Origin of the sequence: Nonomuraea fastidiosa (assembly GCF_042751225.1) — a bacterium.
Taxonomy (GTDB): Bacteria; Actinomycetota; Actinomycetes; order Streptosporangiales; family Streptosporangiaceae; genus Nonomuraea; species Nonomuraea fastidiosa.
This window is the reverse complement of record NZ_CP170570.1, coordinates 3,281,498-3,302,817: the sequence shown is the minus strand read 5'-3', so window position 1 is coordinate 3,302,817 and position 21,320 is coordinate 3,281,498. Positions and strand designations below refer to the sequence as shown.

At 70.3% G+C, this 21,320-nt stretch carries 18 protein-coding genes; 12 read left to right on the top strand and 6 right to left on the bottom strand.

Annotation, left to right across the window (positions count from 1 at the left end):
* Position 1: 1 nt before the first annotated feature.
* From ACFMQL_RS15060 to ACFMQL_RS15040, 5 genes are read left to right on the top strand one after another with little or no spacing between them, the layout of a single operon-like run.
* The gene (locus tag ACFMQL_RS15060; RefSeq protein ID WP_364061973.1) at positions 2-223 is read left to right on the top strand and encodes a hypothetical protein; all 222 of its coding nucleotides are present in this window, start codon (positions 2-4) and stop codon (positions 221-223) included.
* 47 nt (positions 224-270) lie between these two features.
* Positions 271-1,890, top strand: coding sequence for a lysine--tRNA ligase (gene lysS / locus ACFMQL_RS15055; RefSeq protein ID WP_378785925.1), 1,620 nt, complete (start codon positions 271-273; stop codon positions 1,888-1,890).
* The gene (locus tag ACFMQL_RS15050) at positions 1,887-2,429 is read left to right on the top strand and encodes an AAA family ATPase (protein ID WP_364061967.1); all 543 of its coding nucleotides are present in this window, start codon (positions 1,887-1,889) and stop codon (positions 2,427-2,429) included. Before lysS ends, ACFMQL_RS15050 begins: the two co-directional genes overlap by 4 nt.
* A 60-nt stretch (positions 2,430-2,489) precedes the next feature.
* Complete coding sequence (locus ACFMQL_RS15045) at positions 2,490-3,218, top strand: glycosyltransferase family 2 protein (RefSeq protein WP_378785924.1); 729 nt, start codon at positions 2,490-2,492, stop codon at positions 3,216-3,218.
* A gap of 19 nt (positions 3,219-3,237) precedes the next feature.
* Positions 3,238-4,200, top strand: a complete 963-nt coding sequence (locus ACFMQL_RS15040) for a 2-dehydropantoate 2-reductase N-terminal domain-containing protein (RefSeq protein ID WP_364061961.1) — start codon at positions 3,238-3,240, stop codon at positions 4,198-4,200.
* Here the strand turns inward: ACFMQL_RS15040 and ACFMQL_RS15035 are convergent.
* Complete coding sequence (locus ACFMQL_RS15035; protein ID WP_378785923.1) at positions 4,175-4,702, bottom strand: DUF6886 family protein; 528 nt, start codon at positions 4,700-4,702, stop codon at positions 4,175-4,177. The genes ACFMQL_RS15040 and ACFMQL_RS15035 overlap by 26 nt on opposite strands.
* A 74-nt stretch (positions 4,703-4,776) precedes the next feature.
* Between ACFMQL_RS15035 and ACFMQL_RS15030 the strand changes: the two genes are divergently transcribed.
* Positions 4,777-5,199: a hypothetical protein gene (locus ACFMQL_RS15030; protein WP_378785922.1), complete on the top strand. Its 423-nt coding sequence runs from the start codon at positions 4,777-4,779 to the stop codon at positions 5,197-5,199.
* Here ACFMQL_RS15030 and ACFMQL_RS15025 read toward each other — a convergent pair.
* Entirely contained in the window at positions 5,135-5,560 is a 426-nt protein-coding gene (locus ACFMQL_RS15025; protein ID WP_364061953.1) for a hypothetical protein, read from the bottom strand. The two genes, ACFMQL_RS15030 and ACFMQL_RS15025, sit on opposite strands and share 65 nt — an antisense overlap.
* A gap of 62 nt (positions 5,561-5,622) precedes the next feature.
* On the opposite strand from ACFMQL_RS15025, the gene ACFMQL_RS15020 reads away from it, so the two are divergent.
* Positions 5,623-7,527, top strand: coding sequence for a nitrate- and nitrite sensing domain-containing protein (locus ACFMQL_RS15020; RefSeq protein WP_364061950.1), 1,905 nt, complete (start codon positions 5,623-5,625; stop codon positions 7,525-7,527).
* 77 nt (positions 7,528-7,604) lie between these two features.
* Here ACFMQL_RS15020 and ACFMQL_RS15015 read toward each other — a convergent pair whose 3' ends face one another.
* A complete protein-coding gene (locus tag ACFMQL_RS15015; RefSeq protein ID WP_378785921.1) occupies positions 7,605-8,348 on the bottom strand; it encodes an MBL fold metallo-hydrolase in 744 nt (247 codons plus the stop codon).
* A gap of 9 nt (positions 8,349-8,357) precedes the next feature.
* Complete coding sequence (locus tag ACFMQL_RS15010) at positions 8,358-8,501, bottom strand: hypothetical protein (RefSeq protein ID WP_364061944.1); 144 nt, start codon at positions 8,499-8,501, stop codon at positions 8,358-8,360.
* A gap of 458 nt (positions 8,502-8,959) precedes the next feature.
* Here ACFMQL_RS15010 and rho point away from each other — a divergent pair, with 458 nt between their 5' ends.
* The 3 genes from rho to ACFMQL_RS14995 all read left to right on the top strand — a co-directional run bounded on the left by rho (position 8,960) and on the right by ACFMQL_RS14995 (position 13,070).
* A complete protein-coding gene (rho, locus tag ACFMQL_RS15005) occupies positions 8,960-10,081 on the top strand; it encodes a transcription termination factor Rho (RefSeq protein WP_378785920.1) in 1,122 nt (373 codons plus the stop codon).
* Between the two features lie 37 nt (positions 10,082-10,118).
* Complete coding sequence (locus tag ACFMQL_RS15000; RefSeq protein WP_364061938.1) at positions 10,119-11,159, top strand: putative RNA methyltransferase; 1,041 nt, start codon at positions 10,119-10,121, stop codon at positions 11,157-11,159.
* Positions 11,160-11,303: 144 nt separating this feature from the next.
* Positions 11,304-13,070 (top strand): prolyl oligopeptidase family serine peptidase, encoded by a 1,767-nt coding sequence (locus ACFMQL_RS14995; RefSeq protein WP_364061935.1) that lies wholly within the window; start codon positions 11,304-11,306, stop codon positions 13,068-13,070.
* Between the two features lie 126 nt (positions 13,071-13,196).
* On the opposite strand, the gene ACFMQL_RS14990 is transcribed toward ACFMQL_RS14995, so the two are convergent.
* The gene (locus tag ACFMQL_RS14990) at positions 13,197-14,675 is read right to left on the bottom strand and encodes a PP2C family protein-serine/threonine phosphatase (protein ID WP_378785919.1); all 1,479 of its coding nucleotides are present in this window, start codon (positions 14,673-14,675) and stop codon (positions 13,197-13,199) included.
* Between the two features lie 189 nt (positions 14,676-14,864).
* Between ACFMQL_RS14990 and ACFMQL_RS14985 the strand changes: the two genes are divergently transcribed.
* Together ACFMQL_RS14985 and ACFMQL_RS14980 are read left to right on the top strand one after the other, a co-directional pair.
* The gene (locus ACFMQL_RS14985) at positions 14,865-19,085 is read left to right on the top strand and encodes a HAMP domain-containing protein (protein WP_364061929.1); all 4,221 of its coding nucleotides are present in this window, start codon (positions 14,865-14,867) and stop codon (positions 19,083-19,085) included.
* Between the two features lie 3 nt (positions 19,086-19,088).
* The gene (locus ACFMQL_RS14980; RefSeq protein WP_364061926.1) at positions 19,089-19,718 is read left to right on the top strand and encodes a response regulator; all 630 of its coding nucleotides are present in this window, start codon (positions 19,089-19,091) and stop codon (positions 19,716-19,718) included.
* Between the two features lie 35 nt (positions 19,719-19,753).
* Here the strand turns inward: ACFMQL_RS14980 and ACFMQL_RS14975 are convergent, their stop codons facing one another.
* Positions 19,754-21,193, bottom strand: a complete 1,440-nt coding sequence (locus tag ACFMQL_RS14975) for an NYN domain-containing protein (RefSeq protein ID WP_378785918.1) — start codon at positions 21,191-21,193, stop codon at positions 19,754-19,756.
* Positions 21,194-21,320: the final 127 nt, after the last annotated feature.

Genomic DNA, 21,320 nt, shown 5'->3' with positions numbered 1-21,320 from the left:
GATGGCGATGATCCAGGTACGCCTGCCGCCGGACGCCACCCTGGGCGACGCGCTGCGCCTGCTCGGCTTGTCCGACGACGACGCCGACGCCGGCTTCGGGCTCGTGCCCGTCGCCCCCGGACGCCACGTCCTGAGGGTCACCGACGAGGCCGCGCGGCGGGTCAGCCACGAGCTGGCCGAGGTCTTCGCCGACCCCCGCATCGAGCCCGATGACTCCTCATGAGCCGTATTGCGTTGGCTTACGGCTCGCGGAGCCGCGACAATGCTGCGATGGCTGACAGTAGGGAGACCGACTGGGTCTCCAGGTTCGCAGACGAGGTGATCTCCGAGGCGGAGCGGCGCGCGCCCGGCCGGCCGATCGTCTGCGCCTCAGGGCTGAGCCCGTCGGGCCCGATCCACCTGGGCAACCTGCGCGAGATCATGACGCCCCACCTGGTCGCCGACGAGATCAGGCGGCGCGGCCACGAGTGCGTCCACCTGCTGTCGTGGGACGACTACGACCGCTTCCGCAGGGTGCCCGCGGGCATCGACCCGTCGTGGGCCGAGCACATCGGCAAGCCGCTGAGCGCGGTGCCGGCTCCGCCGGGCAGCCCCTACGCCACCTGGGCCGAGCACTTCAAGGCACCGTTTCTGGAGGCGCTGGCCGAGCTGGGCGTCGAGGTCCACGCCATCAGCCAGACCGAGCAGTACACGTCGGGGGCCTACCGCGAGCAGATCCTGCTGGCGGTGCGCGAGCGGGCGAAGATCGACGCCGTGCTCTCCCGCTACCGCACCAAGCAGCAGGGCGAGCCGGCGCGGGAGGGCGAGTATTTCCCGTACAAGCCGTATTGCGAGCTGTGCGGGCGCGACCTGACCACGGTCACCGCGTACGACGACGAGACCACCGAGCTCGCCTACACCTGCGAGTGCGGCTTCGGCGAGACCGTGCGCCTGGCCGAGCACGACAAGGGCAAGCTGGTCTGGAAGGTCGACTGGCCGATGCGCTGGGCCTACGAGGGGGTGATCTTCGAGCCGTCGGGCGTCGATCACCACTCGCCGGGGTCGGCGTGGGTCGCGGGCGGGCAGATCGTCCGCGAGGTGTTCGGCGGCGAGCAGCCCATCGGGCCGATGTACGCGTTCGTCGGCATCACCGGCATGGCCAAGATGAGCAGCTCCAAGGGCGACGTGCCGACGCCGTCCGACGCGCTGCGCATCATGGAGGCACCGGTGCTGCGCTGGCTGTACGCCCGCCGCAAGCCCGCCCAGTCGTTCAAGATCGCTTTCGACCACGAGATCCAGCGGCTGTACGACGAGTGGGACGCGCTCGGCCGCAAGGTCGACAGCGGCCGGGCGCAGCCCGCCGAGCTGGCGGCCTATACCAGGGCCGTGTCCACCGCCGCGGGCCCGCTGCCGATGACGCCGCATCCGGTGGCCTACCGCACGCTCGCCTCGGTGCTCGACATCACCACCGGCCACGCCGAGCAGACCCTGCGCATCCTGCGCGACCTCGACGGCGTTGAGTCGCTCGACGCGGCGCGCCCCCGGCTCGACAGGGCGCAGCGCTGGGTGGCCGAGCACCTGCCCGCCGACCAGCGCACGCGGGTGCGCGAGTCGCCCGACCACGAGCTGCTCGGCTCGCTCGGCGACGAGGAGCGCGAGGCGCTGCGGCTGCTGGCCGACGGCCTCGACAATTGGACGCTCGACGGCCTGACCGACCTCGTGTACGGCGTGCCCAAGATCCAGGCGGGCCTGCCGCCGGACGCGAAGGCCACGCCCGAGCTGAAGGCGGCGCAGCGGGCCTTCTTCGCGCTGCTGTACAAGCTGCTGGTCGGCCGCGACACCGGCCCCAGGCTGCCCACGCTGCTCATGGCGGTGGGCGCCGACCGGGTGCGCAAGCTGGTGGGTGCATGAGGGGAGTCATCCTCATCACCGGCATCTCGGCGGCCGGCAAGTCCACGGTGGCGCAGCGCCTGGCCGAGCGGCTGCCGCGATCGGCGCACGTGCGGGGCGACGTGTTCCGCCGGATGGTGGTCGGCGGGCGCGCCGAGATGACGCCGGAGGCGGATGCCGAGGCGGTGCGCCAGCTTCATATGCGTTATCGCCTGGCGGCCGCAACGGCCGATACCTATTGCGATGCCGGATTTACGGCAATCGTTCAAGATGTCGTTCTTGGCCGCGATTTACAGCTATTTACAGAAATAATACGATCACGGCCGCTTTATGTGATCGTACTGGCTCCCGACCCCGCCACCGTTGAGCGCCGCGAGACCGCCCGCGCCAAGACCGGCTACGGCGGCGGATGGACGATCTCCCAGCTAGACGCCGTACTCAGGGAGGAGACGCCGCGCATCGGCCTGTGGCTCGACACCTCGCGCCAAACGCCGGACGAGACCATCGACGAGATCATTTCCAGGGCCGGAGAGGCGCAAATAGCGGGCGCGCCGGAATAACCACCGCCGCTGCAAGAAATCATCAAGCGGCTTGCATGTGCACGGGGAAAGCTTTGTGGCATGAACAAGCCGCCTTTCGCCGCGAGCGTCAGTGTCATCGTCCCCGCGATGAACGAGGCCGAGAACCTTCCTCACGTCTTCGCCACGCTGCCCGACTGGATCGACGAGGTCATCCTCGTCGACGGCAACTCGACCGACGACACCGTCGCCGTCGCGCGCAGGCTGCGCCCTGACCTCCGGGTCGTCACCCAGAGCCGGCGCGGCAAGGGCAACGCGCTCATCGAGGGCTTCCAGGCCGCCCGCGGCGACATCATCGTCATGATCGACGCCGACGGCTCGACCGACGGCAGGGAGATCCGCTCCTTCGTCGCCACCCTCATCAACGGCGCCGACTTCGCCAAGGGCTCCAGGTACGCCCCTGGTGGCGGCTCGGACGACCTCAGCCCGATCCGCTCGCTCGGCAACAGGTTCCTCACCGCGGTCACCAACCTGCTCTACGGCACCCGCTACACCGACCTCTGCTACGGCTACAACGCCTTCTGGCGGCGCCACCTGGAGGTGCTCGACCTCGACTGCGACGGCTTCGAGATCGAGACGCTGATGAACGTCCGCGCCGCCCAGGCCGGCCTGGTCATCCGCGAGGTCCCAAGCCGCGAGCGCTCCCGCATCCACGGCGCCAGCAACCTGCACGCCGTACGCGACGGCTGGCGGGTGCTGCGGACCATCTGGCGCGAGCGGTCGCGCGGGGCCGCCGTGACGGGCAGGACCCAGGTGGCGCTGGCGAAATGAGGAGTGACATCCTCGAACAATGCGCTACATAGTGATCGGAGCAGGAGCGGTCGGGGGCACGATCGGGGGCCGCCTGTTCCAAGGCGGGCACGAGGTCGTCCTGATCGCGCGCGGGGCACACTACGAGGCTCTCAAGCGTGACGGCCTGCGCCTGATCACCCCCGACTCCACCGAGACCCTGCCCATCCCCGCCGCCGACGGCCCGATCCCCACCCGCGACGACGACGTGCTCGTCGTGGCCACCAAGACGCAGGACACGATCGCCGCGCTGGCCCCGTGGTCGCCCGACCTGCCCGTGGTGTGCGCCCAGAACGGCGTCGCCAACGAGCGCATCGCGCTGCGGCGCTTCGAGCGCGTCTACGGCATGTGCGTGTGGCTGCCGGCCCAGATCCCCGCACCGGGCACCGTGGCGGCGCACGGGTACCCGTACTCGGGGATGCTGCACGTCGGACGCTATCCCCAGGGTGTGGACGACCTCGCCGAGCAGATCGCCACCGACCTCGGCAAGCACGGCCTGGTCGGGCGCACCTCGCCCGACGTGATGCGCTGGAAGTACGGCAAGCTGCTCGGCAACCTGGCCAACGCCGTGGAGGCGCTGGTCGGCCACGTGCCCGGTATGTCCGACCTCGCCGAGCTGGCCAGGGCCGAGGCGCGCACCGTGCTCGACCGGGCCGGCATCGCCTACAACACGCCCGAGGAGGAGGCCGAGGTCCGCGGCCACAAGGTGGACGCGAGGCCCATCGAGGGCGTCGAGCGCGCCGGCGGATCGTCCTGGCAGAGCCTGGCCAGGGGCAGCGGCTCGATCGAGTCCGACTACCTCAACGGCGAGATCGTGCTCATCGGCCGGCAGCACGGCGTGCCGACGCCGGTCAACGAGACGCTGCGGCGCGAGGCCAACAGGGTCGCCCGCGAGCGGCTCGCCCCCGGCTCGATGACCCCTGATCAGGTGCGCGCGCTCATCGACGCGCGTTCCGCAGCCTGATCCCGCTGAACTCCAGGGTGCTGGTGATCACCTCGTCCCAGAACGGCCAGAGGTTGTCCAGCACCCTGAGCTGGATGCCCGCCTCCTCGTGCAGCGCCAGCAGGTCGCCCACCGGCTCAGGCGGGCCGAGCGGCGTCACCGGCACCGTGGAGACCATGGCCGTCGGCGGGTCGCCGATGGGCTTGAAGGTGCCGGCGGGCAGCCGGTAGGCGTACAGGCGGACGTTCATGATCGGCTTGAGCCAGCCGTACTCGATGGCGTGCACGCGCGGGCCGCAGCCGGCGCCGAGGATGCGGGCCGCGTCGTGCTCGGTGGTGCGCGGTCCCACCCAGGCCATCGCCCGCGGGCAGGCGCGCGGAAACCAGAAGTCGGGGCAGCGGTCGGGGCCGACCGCCCACACGTACGCCTCGCTGTGCCGGCTGGTCGGCGCCACGTGCGGCGCGAAATGCTTGATCGTCGGGTCTTCCGAGAAGTGCAGAACCTCCCCAGGCGCTGGTCTCATAGCGCCATCCTCGCGCATATCCCGCCGATCTCCGGGCAGTGGGAAGCCTCTCTTTCCGACAAGGGGTGAGTTGGATGATCGTGCTGGGACTGCTCATGATCCTGCTCGCCGGTGCCGCCTTCGCCCTGGTGCTCGTCGAGCAGAGCTCCAGGTACGTCCTGTTCGGCCAGACCTTCGAGCTCGGCTACGTCGAGATGTTCCTCACGGGGGCCGCCGCGGCGGCGCTCCTGCTGGTGGGCCTCTGGCTGATGGGCTCGGGTTCGCGCAGGACGGCCAGGCAGCGGCGCCGGCTGCGCAGCGCGCGGGCCGAGGCCTCCGACCGGGTCGCCCGGCTGGAGGACGAGAAGCGCGAGCTGGAACGGCGGCTCGAACGCGAGCGCGCGGGCGACGGCGACCACCTGGTGGCCGGCCTGCGCCGAGGACCGCCGGTAGTCAGGCGGTGGCTTCGTGGCGCGGGGGCAGCAGCCTGCCCTCGCGCCACAGCGCGACCCCGGTGATCACGGCCCCGAGCCCTTCCCACAGCCCGACGCCGAAGAACTCGCCCGGCGCTGCCCCCGTCACCACCAGCGTGGTGAAGACCGTGAACGTGACCAGCCGGAACGGCACCGTCCACCGGAAGAACGGCGCGTAGTCGTGCGCGGCGGCGAAGACGTAGTAGGCGCCCATGTTGACCGCCGCCATCGATGAGGCGGCGAGGTAGACCAGCGTGTAGTCGCCGGCGGGCCGCACGTCCGGCACCTCGAAGCCGAGCATGGCGAGCAGCGTGCCCGGCGAGATCAGGCCCAGCAGACCCAGCGCGAAGGCGAGGACGCCGAAGACGCCTATGGTCCAGCCGGAGAAAGAACGCGGAAGACGCACGGAAATCCTCTCAAAGGGGGGTGTAATCTGCGAGGCGGTCTCATCATGCACCCGGAGGTCGCATGCCCCCCACGCGTGGCCGCCCCATCACCGTCAAGCTGCTCGTCCTCCTGCTCGTTCCGCTGCTGTCCCTGGTGGGTCTGTGGGCGTTCGCGGCCGGCCTGACCGGCGGCGACGGCCTGCGCCTGCTGGAGGCCAACGAGATGGCGGAGCACCTGACAGGACCGTCCACGCAGGTCAACGTCGCGCTGCAGGACGAACGGCTGGCCTCTGTCGAGTACATGATGGGCCACCGCGACGCCGCCGAGGTGAAGAAGGAGCGCGGCAAGACCGACGAGGCGATCAAGCGCTTCCGCGCGTCGGCGGGCGGCGTGCGCGACCTGCCGCCGGAGATGACCACCCAGCTCCAGGCGCTGAACGTCAAGCTCGACCAGCTTTCCGAGATCCGCCGCCAGGTGGACGTCAACGTCGTCGAGCCCATCGACGTCATCGACGACTACAACCAGATCGCCGACGCCTCGTTCCGCCTGTACGACGCCATGATCATGGTGCCGGAGCAGTCGCTCTACCAGCAGGCACGAGCGATGATCATGATGGGCGAGGCCACCGAGGTGCTCTCCAGGGAGCGCGCGGTGATCGCGGCCGTGCTGGCCAGGGGCCGCCTCGACGGGCGCGAGCGCGAGGCGTTCACCGGCATGGTGGCCACCAGGCGGCTGCTGTTCGCGCAGGCGATGTCGTACCTGGACGGCGGGCTGCGCGGGCCGTACGAGCGGCTGTCGGGCTCGCCGGTCTACAAGGAGTGGATGACGACCGAGGACGCGGTCAAGGACCAGTCGCCGAACGACGGCCTGCCCGCGGCGGCGGCCACCTGGCCCATCGACGGCGAGAACCTGTGGGCCGCGGTGCAGCGCAACCAGGCCGAGAGCACGCGGGCGCTGGCCGAGCGGGTGCGGCCGACCGCGGTCGGCATGCTCGTCAAGATCGGCGTGGCGGCCGGCGCCGGCCTCATCGCGGTCGTCGCCTCGATCCTGTTCTCACTGCGCTTCCGCAAGCGGCTGGTACGCGAGCTGGCCGCGCTGCGCGACGCCGCCACCGAGCTGGCCGAGGTACGGCTGGCCGGGCTGGTCAAGCGGCTGCGGACGAACACCGAGCCGCCCACGTCCGCCGAGATCACGCCGCTTGAGGTCGAGGCGACCACCACGGAGATCCGCGACATCGTCAAGGCGTTCAACGACGTGCAGGCCACGGCCGTGGAGGCGGCGGTGGACCAGGCGCGGCTGCGGCACGGCGTCAGCCAGGTCTTCGTGAACCTGGCCAGGCGCAACCAGTCGCTGCTGCACCGCCAGCTCATGCAGCTCGACAGCATGGAGCGGGAGACCGAGGCGCCGGAGACGCTGGCCGACCTGTTCAAGCTCGACCACCTCACCACCCGCATGCGCCGCCACGCGGAAAGCCTCATCATCCTGTCCGATCAGGCGCCCGGCCGGGCCTGGCGCAAGCCGGTGCCGGTGCTCGACGTGCTGCGCGCCGCCGTCGCCGAGGTGGAGGAGTACGAGCGGGTGGAGGTGCTCTCGCCGCCACCCGTCTTCCTGGTCGGCTCGGCCGTGACCGACGTCGCCCACCTGATGGCGGAGCTGATCGAGAACGCCACCCTCTTCTCACCGCCGCAGACCCGGGTGGACGTGCGCAGCGCGCTCAGCCCGCACGGCATGGTGGTCGAGGTGGAGGACCGCGGGCTCGGGCTGCCCAGGACCGAGCTGGACGAGCTGAACGACCGGCTGGCCAACACGCCCGAGTTCGACCTGGCGCAGAGCGACCGGCTCGGCCTGTTCGTGGTCTCCAGGCTGGCGGCCAGGCACGGCATCAAGGTCATGCTGGTGTCCTCGCCGTACGGCGGGCTGACCGCCAGGGTCGCGCTGCCGTCGTCGCTGCTCGCCGACCAGCCCGCCCTGGCCGGGCACAACTGATCGCCGGACCCTTCGACCAGAGGGCCCGGCGTCGACGTGGAAGCCGGCCTGCGAGCAGGCCGGTGACAGAGCCGGTGTCAGAGCCGGTGGAACGGCTCGCTGAAGTGCGCGGTGGCGAGGATCGCGCGCTCGGCCCTCAGCTCGGCGAGCATCTCGGCGCGGGTGCGCGCGGCGGTCTCCTGGTCCTGGTCGTAGAGGTAGCGGATGGCCGGGTCGGCGAGCTGCATGGGGTGGAGGACCAGGTCGCCGGTCATGGCCAGCTCTCCCGCGCGGGCGATCTGGTGCCCGGGAGTGTGTCCCGGCGTGGCGTGCACGTGGATGCCGGGCGCGACCTCGGCGTCGCCGTCGACGACGTGGAGCTGTCCCTTGAGCGGGGTGACGATCTCGTCGAGCATCCGGCCGCCCGCGGCGTCGAGCTCGGCCCGCTGGAGCACGTGGCGCGCGTTCTCGAACACCGGCCTGCCGTCGGCGACCGCGCCTGAGGCGTGGTCGCTGTGCAGGTGAGTGAGGATGACCGTGTCGATCTCGGCGGGCGTGACGCCGGCGGCGGCCAGCTCACGGGGCAGCGTGCCGGGAACCGGGGCCCAGCTCGACGCCGGGGAGTCCGCGGCGCCGATGCCGGTGTCGACCAGGGTCAGCCGGCCCGCGGCGTCGCGGATCAGATAGCAGTGGAAGTGGAGGACCCAGGGCTCGTCTGGCAGCCCGGAGCCGGGGAACAACTCGGCCGGCGGGCGGGCGATGGACGGCCCCATGGGTCCCACGGCGTCGCAGAGGGGTGTCACCTCGACGCCGGAGGTGGTGCTGATCGGAGGGTGTGGCACCCGACCAGCCTAGGCGGCGACGGGCTCCCGCGGAACGTACTCGTTCTCGATGTCGGCGGCGTAGACGGCGCGCCGGCAGTGCGCGCAACGGTAGATGATCGGGCCCTCGTCGAGCTCGTGGTGGCACCGCGGGCAGCGGTTGACGGTCTTCATGGGTGCTCTCCTGAGGAGTCTTTCTTCCTATGTCATACAAACCCTCATCGGGTTGCAGGGTCCCTGCATGCCGCTTGAACGCGATGGCGGCACGCTGATGGGGCCCCGATCCGGGCCCGATGTGGGTTCTGTGTCGTTGAGAACACCTGCTGCGGTCATTTTCTTCGCGAGCCGGTGTCGCAAGAACATTGTCACCCTCAAGACACTCGCGCGCGTGCGAAGACACGAGAACAGCCCGGGAATAGCCCATCAGGGCTAGGCGTTGTATGAGCCAGATCGTGTGGTATCTTCCGACTAAGCGTTGAGCTTCAGCTCCGCTTGGCTCTCACCTCGGGCTCCGCCCTTCTCTTCCGGACTGCTTGTCTTCCGTACGGCGCGCGGCCCTGCTCTTTTCGTTCTCTTCATCACCAGCCGATCGCCTTGGCACGATCAGGCGTATCTCCCTCAAGGGGCTCACCATGCTCGAAACGTCCGCGCACACCATTCCCGCGCAGCGCACGTCCGCCCAGGCCCGCTCGATGATGCGCGGCCTGCTGGACGTACGCGACAAGTCCGCCTTCATCCGGGCGGGCCACCTGCCGGGACCCGGCGACGTCCGCGTCCCGCCGGAGAAGATCCGTCAGTACGACCTGCGCCCCGGCGACCACGTCACCGCGCGCTTCACCGGCAACAAGCTCATCGCCGTCGACGCGGTCAACGGCCTGTCCGACTGGCGCGAGCGGCCCGCCTTCGCCGCGCTCACCCCCGTACACCCCACAGAGCGGCTGCGCATCGAGACCGAGTCGCTCAGCACCCGCGTCATCGACCTGTTCGCTCCCATCGGCAAGGGGCAGCGCGGCCTCATCGTGGCCCCGCCCAAGGCCGGCAAGACCATGGTCATGCAGGCGCTGGCCGCCGGCATCAGCCGTAACCACCCCGAAGTCCACCTCATGGTGCTGCTCGTCGGCGAGCGGCCCGAGGAGGTCACCGACATGCGGGCCCGCATCGGCGGCGAGGTGTACGCATCCACCTTCGACCACCCCGACCGCGACCACACGGCGCTCGCCGAGCTGGTCATCGAGCGGGCCAAGCGGCTCGTCGAGTCCGGCCGCGACGTGGTGGTGCTGCTGGACTCGCTGACGCGGCTGGGGCGGGCGTACAACAACGTGGCGCCCGGCGGCGGGCGCGTGCTGACGGGCGGCATCGACGCCCGCGCGCTGTATCCGCCGAAGCGCTTCTTCGGGGCCGCGCGCAACGTCGAGGGCGGCGGCTCGCTCACCATCCTCGCCACCGCGCTGGTGGACACGGGCTCGCGGATGGACAACAACCTGTACGAGGAGTTCAAGGGCACCGGCAACATGGAGGTGCACCTGACCCGCGAGCTGGCGGAGCGGCGGCTGTTTCCCGCCGTCGATCTCGACGCCTCCGGCACCCGCCGCGAGGAGATCCTGCTGCACGAGCAGGAGCGGCGGATCGTCTGGCGGCTGCGCCGCTCGCTGTCGGCGATGGAGCCGGCGCGCAAGATGGAGGTACTGGTGGAGCGGCTGCGCTCGACGCCGTCCAACGCCGCCTTTCTCATGGACGCCGCCGCGGCGGCCTGATCCGGCACCCCACCTGTGCGTGCACCAGAATGGCCGCATGCTGGCCGACATCGTCGAACATCTCATCTGTCCCGTCTGCGGGGTCGATCGCCAGGCCGGGCTGCGGCTCGACGCCGGCGCCCTGCGCTGCGCCGCCGGGCACTCCTTCGACGTGGCGCGGCAGGGATACGTCAGCCTGCTGGTCGGCTCGCGACCGCCGGGCACCGCCGACACCGCCGCCATGGTGGCGGCGAGGGCCGCGTTTCTCGACAAGGGTCACTACGCGCCGCTCGCGAATGCGCTCGCCGAGGCCGTCCTGACCAGGATCGATGCGGCAGAACATGAGTCCTCTACCGAAACGAATGACGGCGCGGAGTTGAGGGCGTACCGTGGGGCGGGAGTGGAGGCCGGCGACGGCCCGGGATTTGGTGATTCCGGGCGGAAACCGGACACCGTCGATGACCGTGGCGTGAAGGGCAGGATCTCGCCGGTGGTCGTCGACGCGGGCACGGGCACCGGACATTATCTGGCGGCCGTGCTCAATGCGATGAACGATGGCATCGGGATGGCGTTCGATGTGTCGAAGCACGCTGTACGCCGGGCGGCGCGGGTGCATCCCAGGGCAGGGGCGTTCGTGGCCGACGTGTGGCGCCCGCTTCCGATCAGGAGCGGGGTGGCCGATGTGGTGATCGACGTGTTCGCGCCCAGAAACGGGCCCGAATTCCGGCGCATCCTGCGTCCCGGCGGCGCTGCCGTGGTCGTCACTCCGGCGCCGCATCACCTGAGTCCGCTGGTCGAGGAGCTGGGGCTGCTCTCGGTGGACGAGGAGAAGGAGCGCAGGGTGGCACGCAGCCTCGACGGTTTCGTGGAGATCGACCGGCGCTCGATCGATTTCGAGATGGAGCTGGGGCATGGAGACATCACCCAGGTCGTCGGTATGGGACCGAATGCATGGCATAACGACCCGGCCACGCTCGATGAGCGAATTGCCGCATTTGTGGCAAGAAATGTCGCCGCAGGAAAACACGGTGTAGTTACCCGTGCGGCATTCCATCTGTCCATCTTCGAACCGGCACCCCGTTCAAGCGCCGTTTCTTGACGGGCAGGTGCGACCGGTGTTACTGATGGGGCATTTAGTCCGAAATTCCCCCACATTCTCGAAGAATTTCCCCGGCGCAGGCGCAATACTGGACGACATCCCACGCCCCGGAGCGCGGGACATCTATGGGAGGGGGCGCACCGGATGAAGGCGGAGGAACGCTGGCAGGCCAGGTTCCGTGCGTCGCGCATGACGCTGCCGTCCTGGGCGCGACAGGCCCCCAACCGCTCCATCTACCGCTCCAACGCCACCGGCAAGTGGGAGGTCTACGCCTGGGACCGCGTCACCGGCTCCGTCCGTCAGGTCACCGACCAGCCCAAGGGCACCAGGTACGCGGCCATCGACCCCACCGGCCAGTGGATCTACTGGTTCGCCGACACCGACGGCGACGAGCTCGGCGGATGGTGGCGCCAGCCGTTCACCGGCGGTGCGAGCGAGCCCATCGCGACCGACCTGGAGCCGGGACAGCCCAGCGGCATCGGCCTGTCCATCACCGGCTCCGCCGCCATCAGCCTGGCCGGCGGCGACAAGTTCCGCGTGCACCTCGTACGCCCCGGCGAGCCCACCGAGACCCTGTACGAGCACACCGAGGCCGCCTGGGTGGCCGCCATGTCGCTCGACGGCTCGCTCATCGCCATCAACCACGGCGAGTACGGCGACTTCCGCCACCCGGCGCTGCGCGTGGTCCGCCACAACGGCCGCACGGTCGGCGAGCTGTACGACGGCCCGCGCAAGGGCGTGACCGGCCTGAGCTTCGCGCCCGTCGCCGGCGACCGCCGCCTGCTCGCCCTGCACGAGCGCAGGCAGCGCAGCGAGCCGCTGGTGTGGGACCCGGTGACCGGCGAGCAGCGCGAGATCTGGCTGCGCGACTCCGGCGACCTCGCCGCCGAGTGGTACGACGACGGCCGCGGCCTGCTCATCCTGCGCGACCACCGCGCCCGCACGTACCTGCACCGCTACGACCTCAGGGGCGGCGGCCTGACCCCCATCGAGACCCCGCACGGCGTGATCGAGGAGGCCGCGCCCAGGCCCGGCGGCCACGTCGAATACCTGTGGTCGAGCGCGTCGCGCCCGCCGGTCATCCGCTCGACCAGCGGCCAGGTCGTGCTCAACTCGCTCGGGCCGCCCGCGCCGCCGAGTGTGCCGGTCGAGGACATCGACGTCGAGGGCGCGGGCGGGCGCATCCACGCGCTGGTGTCGCGGCCGGAGGTCGGCACCGCCCCCTACCCTGCGGTGTTCCTGCTGCACGGCGGGCCGTCCAGCCACGACCGCGACGAGTTCTCGCCGGAGGTCGCGGCCTGGGTGGACGCCGGGTTCGCGGTCGTGCGGGTCAACTACCGCGGCTCCACCGGCTACGGCTCGGCCTGGCGCGACGCGCTGCACGGCGACGTCGGCCACATCGAGCTGGCAGACGTCGCGGCCGTGCGCGAGCAGGTGGTCGAGCACGGCATCGTGGACGGCTCGCGGACGGTGCTCGCCGGCACCTCGTGGGGCGGCTACCTCACGCTGCTCGGCCTCGGCACCCAGCCCGACCTGTGGGCCTGCGGCATCGCCGCGGTACCGATCGCCTGCCACCAGACGTCGTACGAGGACGAGGCCGAGAGCCTGCGCGCCTACCACCGGGCGCTGTTCGGCGGCTCACCCGACGAGCAGCCCGAGCGGTATGCGGCCAGCTCCCCGATCACGTACGTCGACCGGATCAAGGCCCCGCTGCTGATCCTGGCCGGCGAGAACGACACCCGCTGCCCGCTGCGGCAGATCGAGAAGTACGTGGCGCGGCTGGCCGAGCACGGCGTCGAGCACGAGGTCTACACCTACGACGCGATCCGCGGCTCGCTGGTGGTCTCCGAGCGCATCGCGCAGACGGCCATCCAGCTCGACTTCGCGCGCAAGCACGCCGGGCCCATCTGATCGCGCTTTCTTACCAAGGGCTTGACCTTCGGTCATCCGGCGTGTCAGCATCACGGCACCCCGTACCCACCCGGAAAGAACGTACGTGAGCAGCGACAACACGAGCCCGCCATGATCGGACGAGCCCTAGCGGGCGCGCAGCACCACGATCGCCAGGTCGTCGGCGCTGGGCTCGGAGGCGAACTCGGCCGCGCCCCTGCGGATGCGCTCGGCCACCGCCCTGGCCGACAGGCCCGCGCACTCGGCCAGCATCTTGGCCAGCCCGCCGTCGTCGTCGAGCAGCCGCCCGCCGGAGCGGCGCTCGGTCACCCCGTCGGTGACGGCGAGCAGCACGTCGCCGGGGTCGAGCCTGACGGTGTCGGCCTCGAACGTCACCTCATGGAAGACCCCGAGCAGCGACTGCGGGGTGGTGACCGCCTCGACCTTGCCGCTCGGCTTGAGCCGCAGCGCCTCGGGGTGGCCCGCCGAGACCAGCCGCACCTCCAGACCCCCTTCGGGCATCGGCGTGATGTCGCCGTGCAGCAGGGTGAGGAACCTCGCCCGCTCGCCCTCCTCCAGGATCGCCTGGTTGAGCCGGCCGAGCACGGCGGCCACGCCGTAACCCTCCCTGGCCAGCAGCCGCAGCGTGTGGCGGGCCAGGCCGGTGACGGCGGCGGCCTCAGGGCCCGTGCCGCACACGTCGCCGATCGCGAAGCGCCAGGAGTCGTCGCCGGCCTTGAACAGGTCGTAGAAGTCGCCGCCGACCTCGTTGGCCTCGCCGGCGGGCTCGTAGATGACGCCGTAGTCGAGGCCGGGCACCTCGGGCTCGTTGGGCGGCAGGAGGCTGCGCTGCAGCGCCCGGTTGGCGGCGGCCTGCTGGGCGTAGAGCCTGGCGTTGTCCATGGCCAGCGCCGCGCGCCTGCCGATGTCGTCGGCGAACTGGATGACCTCGTCAGGGAAGCGGTCGGAGCGGCCCAGGCACATCATGCCGAGCGTGCGGCCGCGGGCGATCAGCGGCACCGCGAGCACCTGCCACTCGGCGAGGTGAATGGTGGAGGTGACCTGGGTGTCGGCCGCGGCGGCGACGTCCATCTCGCCGAGCTGTTCACGCAGGCCGTCGATGCGCGCCTCGTCGGCGTGCCAGAGGTAGACCAGCCGCGGCGGCGCGCTGTGGTCGGAGGTGTAGACGGCGCACCAGCTCGCCAGGCGCGGCACCACGACCTGGGCGATGATGGCCGGCACCATGTCGGGGTCGAGCGTGCCCGCGAGCAGGTCGCTCGCGTCGGCGAGGAAGCCCAGCCAGTGGGGGCCTCTGTTGCTCTCCTCCGTCCATTCGGCGGCCATGGTGTCCGGGGAGCCGGGTAGCGTGAGTCTGGCCCAGTGGACACGGGAGTCGCCCGAGAAGGTGACTCCCCACTCCTCGACGTGCACGGAAGGAGCCCTCAGATCACCTTGGGAGAGGTTTCGCTGCCGCAGCTCGACCTGGACTGCGTCCCCGAAATGCTTCCAGATCACCTCGAACGGCTCATCGGCGGCCTGCGCGGTGAGATCTCCGGCGACCTGCTCGGCGGTATGGAGCACGCCGCCGGTGGCCCACGCGGTCATCACCTCGCGCGTGAACCTCATCGCAGCCGTCGCAGCGGACTCGCCCGGCGCGAACGTCGCAGCGAGCACCGCATGGGGAGAAGCAGTCATCCTCACGTGCCTACCACACTTCCCGCTGACTTGGGGTAAATCCAAGGACAGGACTACGAGCTACTCATCGTGACAGACTTGAATCACTCGCTGGAGCCAGCCGCGAGTGAAGGAGGCCCCATGACCACGGCCAAAGTTGCGCCAAGTCCAAAGGAGAGGACGTACACGGAGTCGGATCTCGTACCCATCCTGGAGACTCTCTACTCTTGGCGTGACGGCGACTTCCGGCGTCGGGTTCCTCATGCTCCTCCCGGCATACTCAGCGAAGTGCGGATGGTGCTCAACGACATCGCCGACCGTCGCGAGCACCTGGCCAAAGAGCTGACGCGCGTACGTAAAGAAGTGGTCAAGGAAGGTCGCTTCAGCGAGCGTCTGACGCCCGGGCCCGGCGTCGGCGCGTGGGCGGAGAGCGTCGAGTCCGTCAACCAGCTCATCGACGCCCTGGTCAGCCCGGTGAGCGGCGCGGCCGACGTCATCGACGCGGTCGCCAAGGGCGATCTGTCGCGGCGCATCGACCTCGACAGGTCGGCGCGCGGCGAGGTGCGCAGGCTCGGCAAGGCCATCAACGGCATGGTCGACCAGCTCGCGCTGTTCAACTCCGAGGTCCTGCGGGTCGCCCGCGAGGCGGGCACCGAGGGCCGGCTGGGCGGCAGCGCCAACCTGCGCGGCATGTCAGGGAGCTGGCGCGACCTGACAGAGGCGGTCAACACGATGTCCTCGCGCGTGGCGGCGCAGGTGCGCGACATCGCCGTGGTGACCACCGCCGTGGCGAAGGGCGACCTGAGCCGCAAGGTGACGGTCGACGCCGTGGGCGAGATGTTCGAGCTGAAGAACACCGTCAACACGATGGTGGACCAGCTCTCCGGCTTCGCCGACGAGGTCACCCGCGTGGCCCGCGAGGTCGGCACCGAAGGCCAGCTCGGCGGCCAGGCGCGGGTGACCGGCGTGTCCGGCGTCTGGAAGGACCTCACCGACAACGTCAACTCCATGGCCAACAACCTCACCTCGCAGGTGCGCAGCATCGCGACGGTGGCGACGGCCGTGGCCAAGGGCGACCTGTCGAAGAAGATCACCGTCGATGCGCAGGGCGAGATCCTGCAGCTGAAGGACACCCTCAACACGATGGTGGACCAGCTGTCGTCCTTCGCCGACGAGGTCACCCGCGTGGCCCGCGAGGTCGGCACCGAGGGCAAGCTGGGCGGCCGTGCCGAGGTCAAGGGCGTGTCGGGCGTCTGGAAGGACCTCACCGACAACGTCAACTCCATGGCGGCCAACCTGACGTACCAGGTGCGCAACATCGCGCAGGTCACCACCGCGGTCGCCAACGGCGACCTCACCCGCAAGATCGACGTGGACGCCCAGGGCGAGATCCTCGAGCTGAAGTCCACGATGAACACGATGGTCGAGCAGCTGTCGTCGTTCGCCTCCGAGGTGACCCGCGTCGCCCGTGAGGTGGGCACCGAAGGCCAGCTCGGCGGCCAGGCGCAGGTAAGAGGCGTGTCGGGCGTCTGGAAGGACCTCACCGACAACGTCAACTCCATGGCCAACAACCTCACCTCGCAGGTGCGGCAGATCGCGGCCGTGTCCTCCGCGGTGGCGCAGGGCAACCTGTCGAAGAAGATCACCGTTGACGCGCAGGGCGAGATGCTCCAGCTGAAGGACACCCTCAACACGATGGTGGACCAGCTGTCGTCCTTCGCCGACGAGGTCACCCGCGTCGCCCGCGAGGTCGGCACCGAAGGCCAGCTCGGCGGCCAGGCGCGGGTGAAGGGCGTGTCGGGCGTCTGGAAGGACCTCACCGACAACGTCAACTCGATGGCCAACAACCTGACGTACCAGGTGCGCAACATCGCCGAGGTGACCACCGCGGTCGCCAACGGCGACCTCACCCGCAAGATCGACGTGGACGCCCAGGGCGAGATCCTCGCGCTCAAGACCACCGTCAACCGGATGGTGGACCAGCTCTCGTCGTTCGCCTCCGAGGTCACCCGCGTCGCCCGCGAGGTCGGCACCGAAGGCCAGCTCGGCGGCCAGGCCCGCGTCGAAGGCGTCGAGGGCACGTGGAAGCGGCTCACCGAGAGCGTCAACGAGCTGGCGAGCAGCCTCACCACGCAGATCCGCGCCATCGCCACCGTGACCAGCGCCGTCGCCCGCGGCGACCTCACCCGCTCCATCTCCATTGAGGCGCAGGGCGAGCTGGCCGAGCTGAAGGACAACATCAACTCCATGGTGGCCAGCCTGCGCGAGACCACGCAGGCCAACCAGGAGCAGGACTGGCTCAAGTCCAACCTGGCCCGCATCTCCCGGCTCATGCAGGGCCACCGCGACCTGCTCGAAGTCGCCAAGCTCACGATGAGCGAGCTGACCCCGCTGGTCTCGGCCCGCTACGGCGCCTTCTACAGCATCGACCCCGACGCCGACAACGAGCTGATCCTCATCGGCGGCTACGGCGTACGCCCCGACCGGGGTCCGCGCCGGCGCTTCGCCATCGGCGAGGGCATCGTCGGCCAGGCCGCCGCCGAGGGCCGGCACATCGTGCTCGACGACGTGCCGCCCGAGTTCATCACCATCGACAGCGGGCTCAGCCGCTCCACGCCCGCCCAGATCGTGGTGCTGCCCATCCTGTTCGAGAACCGCGTGCTCGGCGTGCTGGAGCTGGCCTCGTTCACGCCGTTCGGCGAGGTGCATCTCGACTTCCTGACGCAGCTCGTCGAGACCATCGGTGTCACGATGAACACCATCATCGCCAACTCCCGCACCGAGGACCTGCTGAAGGAGTCGCAGCGGCTCACCCGCGAGCTGCAGGAGCGCTCCGACGAGCTGCAGCGCCAGCAGGAGGAGCTGCGCAGGTCCAACGCCGAGCTGGAGGACAAGGCGGCGCTGCTCGCCAAGCAGAACCGTGCCATCGAGATCCAGAACTTCCAGATCGAGCAGGCCCGCCGCACGCTGGAGGAGCGCGCCGAGCAGCTCGCGGTGTCCTCGCGCTACAAGTCCGAGTTCCTCGCGAACATGTCGCACGAGCTGCGCACGCCGCTCAACAGCCTGCTGGTGCTGGCCAAGCTGCTCACCGAGAACGCCGAGGGCAACCTCACATCGCAGCAGGTGGAGTTCGCGCGGACCATCCACAGCGCGGGCTCGGCGCTGCTGCAGCTCATCAACGACATGCTCGACCTGTCGAAGGTCGAGGCCGGCCGGATGGACATCCACCCCATCCAGGTGTCGCTGCCGAAGATGGTCGAGCTGCTCGAGGCCGCCTTCGCGCCGGTGGCCCAGGACAAGGGCCTGGCCTTCAGCGTGGAGATCGAGCCCGACGTGCCGCAGGAACTGCGCGCCGACGAGCAGCGGCTCCAGCAGGTGCTGCGCAACCTGCTGTCCAACGCGGTCAAGTTCACCCCGCGCGGCGAGGTCAAGCTGCGCGTCTCCACCGCGCCGCCCGGCGTGCAGTACGACGACGACTCGCTGCACGACGCCGAGGACCTGCTGGCGTTCCAGGTGATCGACACCGGCATCGGCATCGCGCCCGACAAGCGCGACGTCATCTTCGAGGCGTTCCGCCAGGCCGACGGCACCACCAGCCGCAAGTACGGCGGCACCGGCCTCGGCCTCGCCATCTGCCGCGACATCGCGCGGCTGCTCGGCGGCGAGATCCACGTGGACAGCGAGCTGGGCAAGGGCAGCACGTTCACCCTCTACCTGCCCGCCTCCTACACCGGCCCGCTGGCCGCCACCGACGGAAGCTCCGCCTCGCGGCGCCAGCTCATGACGCCGCCGCCGGAGGAGGTGACCGGCACCGCCACCGCCGCGACGACCACCGCCGCCACCACCGTGCCCGAGCCGCCGCTGCCGCTCGACCTGCCCATGCCCGAGCTGGTCGAGCCGCCCGTCGAAACGCCCAGCAAGTGGCAGGGCGACGACCCGCTCAACGGCGCGAAGATCCTCATCGTCGACGACGACATCCGTAACGTCTTCGCGCTGACCAGCGTGCTCGAACGCCACGGCTCCACCGTGGTCTACGCTGAGAACGGGCGGGAAGGCATCGAACAGCTCGAACGGAACGAGGACGTCGCGCTCGTGCTGATGGACATCATGATGCCGGAGATGGACGGCTGGGCCACGACCTCGGCCATCCGCCGCATGCCGCAGTTCGCCGACCTGCCGATCATCGCGCTGACCGCCAAGGTCATGCGCGGCGACAGGGAGAAGTCCATCGCGTCGGGTGCGTCCGACTACGTTCCCAAGCCCGTCGATGTCGACCGCCTGCTCGAGCGCCTGCGCGGCTGGCTCAGCCGGGGAAGCGGCGGCTCGGCCGACACGTCCGCACCGCCATCCGAAGGGTCGTGATCGATGCCGGAGCGTGCCAAGATCCTCCTCGTCGATGACCGCGAGGAGAACCTGATCGCCCTTGAGGCCATCCTCAGCTCGCTCGACCTGGTGCCGGTACGCGCCAGATCGGGCGAGGAGGCGCTGAAAGCGCTGCTCAACACCGAGTTCGCGCTGATCCTGCTGGACGTTCGCATGCCCGGCATGGATGGCTTCGAGACGGCCGCCCACATCAAGCGGCGCGAGCGTACCCGCAACATCCCGATCATCTTCCTGACCGTGGTCGACAGCGCGCCCGACTACGCCTTCCGCGGCTACGCGGCGGGCGCCGTCGACTACCTCACCAAGCCCTTCGACCCGTGGGTGCTGCGGGCGAAGGTGTCGGTGTTCACCGAGCTGTACAACATGAACAAGCGGCTCGCCGAGCAGGCCAGCATGCTGCGCGACCGGCTCAGCGGCGAGCTGCCGCCCGGCGCGGGCGACCAGGCGTCGGTGCTGCCCGAGCTGTCGCGGCGGCTGACGGCCGTCGAGGACGAGCTGGCCAGGGTGCGCGAGCTGGCCCGCAAGTCTCAGGACCCGGCGCTGGCGGTGCCGCTCGCCGATCTCGCCGACCGCGTCGCCCGGCTGCGCGCGGGCTTCGACGCCCTCTCCTGACCTCCACCGCTCGCCACGGCCCTGGCCGGAAAGGGTCAGTGGCGGGCGCGTTCCAAAGCGTCCCAGAAGCCGCGCCGCAGGGCGTGGCGTACCTCGTCGTGCAGCAGGAAGTCGATCGGCAGCGACGAGCCCTGGAGCAGGCGGGCCTCCAGGTCGGAGGGCATGCGGGGCTTGCGTGCCAGCACGGCCTCCAGCCAGAGTGCGGGCGCGTCGCGGGCGACGGACTCGCCGAAGTCGTGGCCCTCCCGGTGCGCGGACTTGACGGCGTCGGCCAGCGTGGTGGCACCGGCCGTGGCGGCGGGGGGCGGGTTGATCGGGGCGGGCTGCGGCCCGGTGTAGGGGCCGAGCTGCGCGGGCTGGTAGGTGCTGTTCGACTGGGCGGGCTGCTGTTGCTGGTAGGAGCCGCTCGACTGCGCCGGCTGCTGTTGCTGGTAGGAGGTGCTCGGCTGGGCCGGGAACTGGCCGGTGCTGCCGTTGCCGCTCTGCGACGACTGCGGCTGCGCCTGGACCGGCGCGGTGGCGGTCGGGTTGGCGGGCGCGGGCGGCGGCGTCTGCGCCGGCTGCTCGGGCTGATAGTTCGCGTACGCCGGCAGCACGGGCTGCGACTGCTGCTGGCCCGACGACGGCCCGTTGGAGGCCGCGTGGCTGCCGGTGGACGAGGAGCCCGACTGCGATCCCGCGGCGTGGCTGCCGGTGGGCTGCGGCGTCTGCTGAGGCTGCTGACCCTGCTGAAGCTGCTGGGACTGCTGGGACTGCTGGGGCTGCGGGGCCTGCGGCATGGGCGGCAGCGAGGACGACGCCGGCAGCGACGGCTGCTGCGCCGGCTGAGCGGGCTGGGGCTGAGCCTGGGCCTGAGCCGGTTGGGCGGGCGGCAGCGAGTGGGCGGCCTGCCCGTTGCTGAGCGGCTGGTGGCCGTTGGACGCCTCGGTGGCACCGGAGACGAGCGTGACGTACGGCCGCAGATGGACCGCTCCCAGCTCCACGAGGTCGTCGCACTCCTGGCGCAGCGAGCGCGAGACGGCCCAGCCGCCCTCGGCGGCGATGTGGATGACGGTGACCCTGATGCCGAGGTCCTGGGCGTCGCACACGACCTGCGCCAGGTCCTCATCGCCGCTCACCACGACCGCGTCGCAGATGGCGTTGTTGCGGGCGAGCGTCATCAGGTCGCGATGGACCTGAGCGTCCACGCCCTCGCGACGGCCCGGCCTGATGCGCGACAGCCGCAGCTTGAGCCCGGGGATGTCGGCCAGCGCGTCGTGCTCTGGAGTGCGGCGGCCTTCGACCGTCGCCTCGTACCAGTAGCAGCGCAGCAGCGGCAGGCCGGTGCGCTCACGCGACAGACTGGTCATCAGCTGGAGCAGCCCTGGGTAATCCCAGGCGACCGCTTCACGATGACGCGTGCCGTGCACGGCCATCGCGCCATCAGCCAGCAGATAGCCAGCGTCCACGAACAGCGCGCAGCGATCCACTGACACCGCCCCTTTCCTGGTGGTCCGACCTTGCTGGCTCTGCACCGTCAGAGACCGGACTCGGCGGCCCTCTCTCAGGGTAATGAAAGCAGGTGATCGCGCGAGGCTTAATCACCACGATTCGAATAGCACT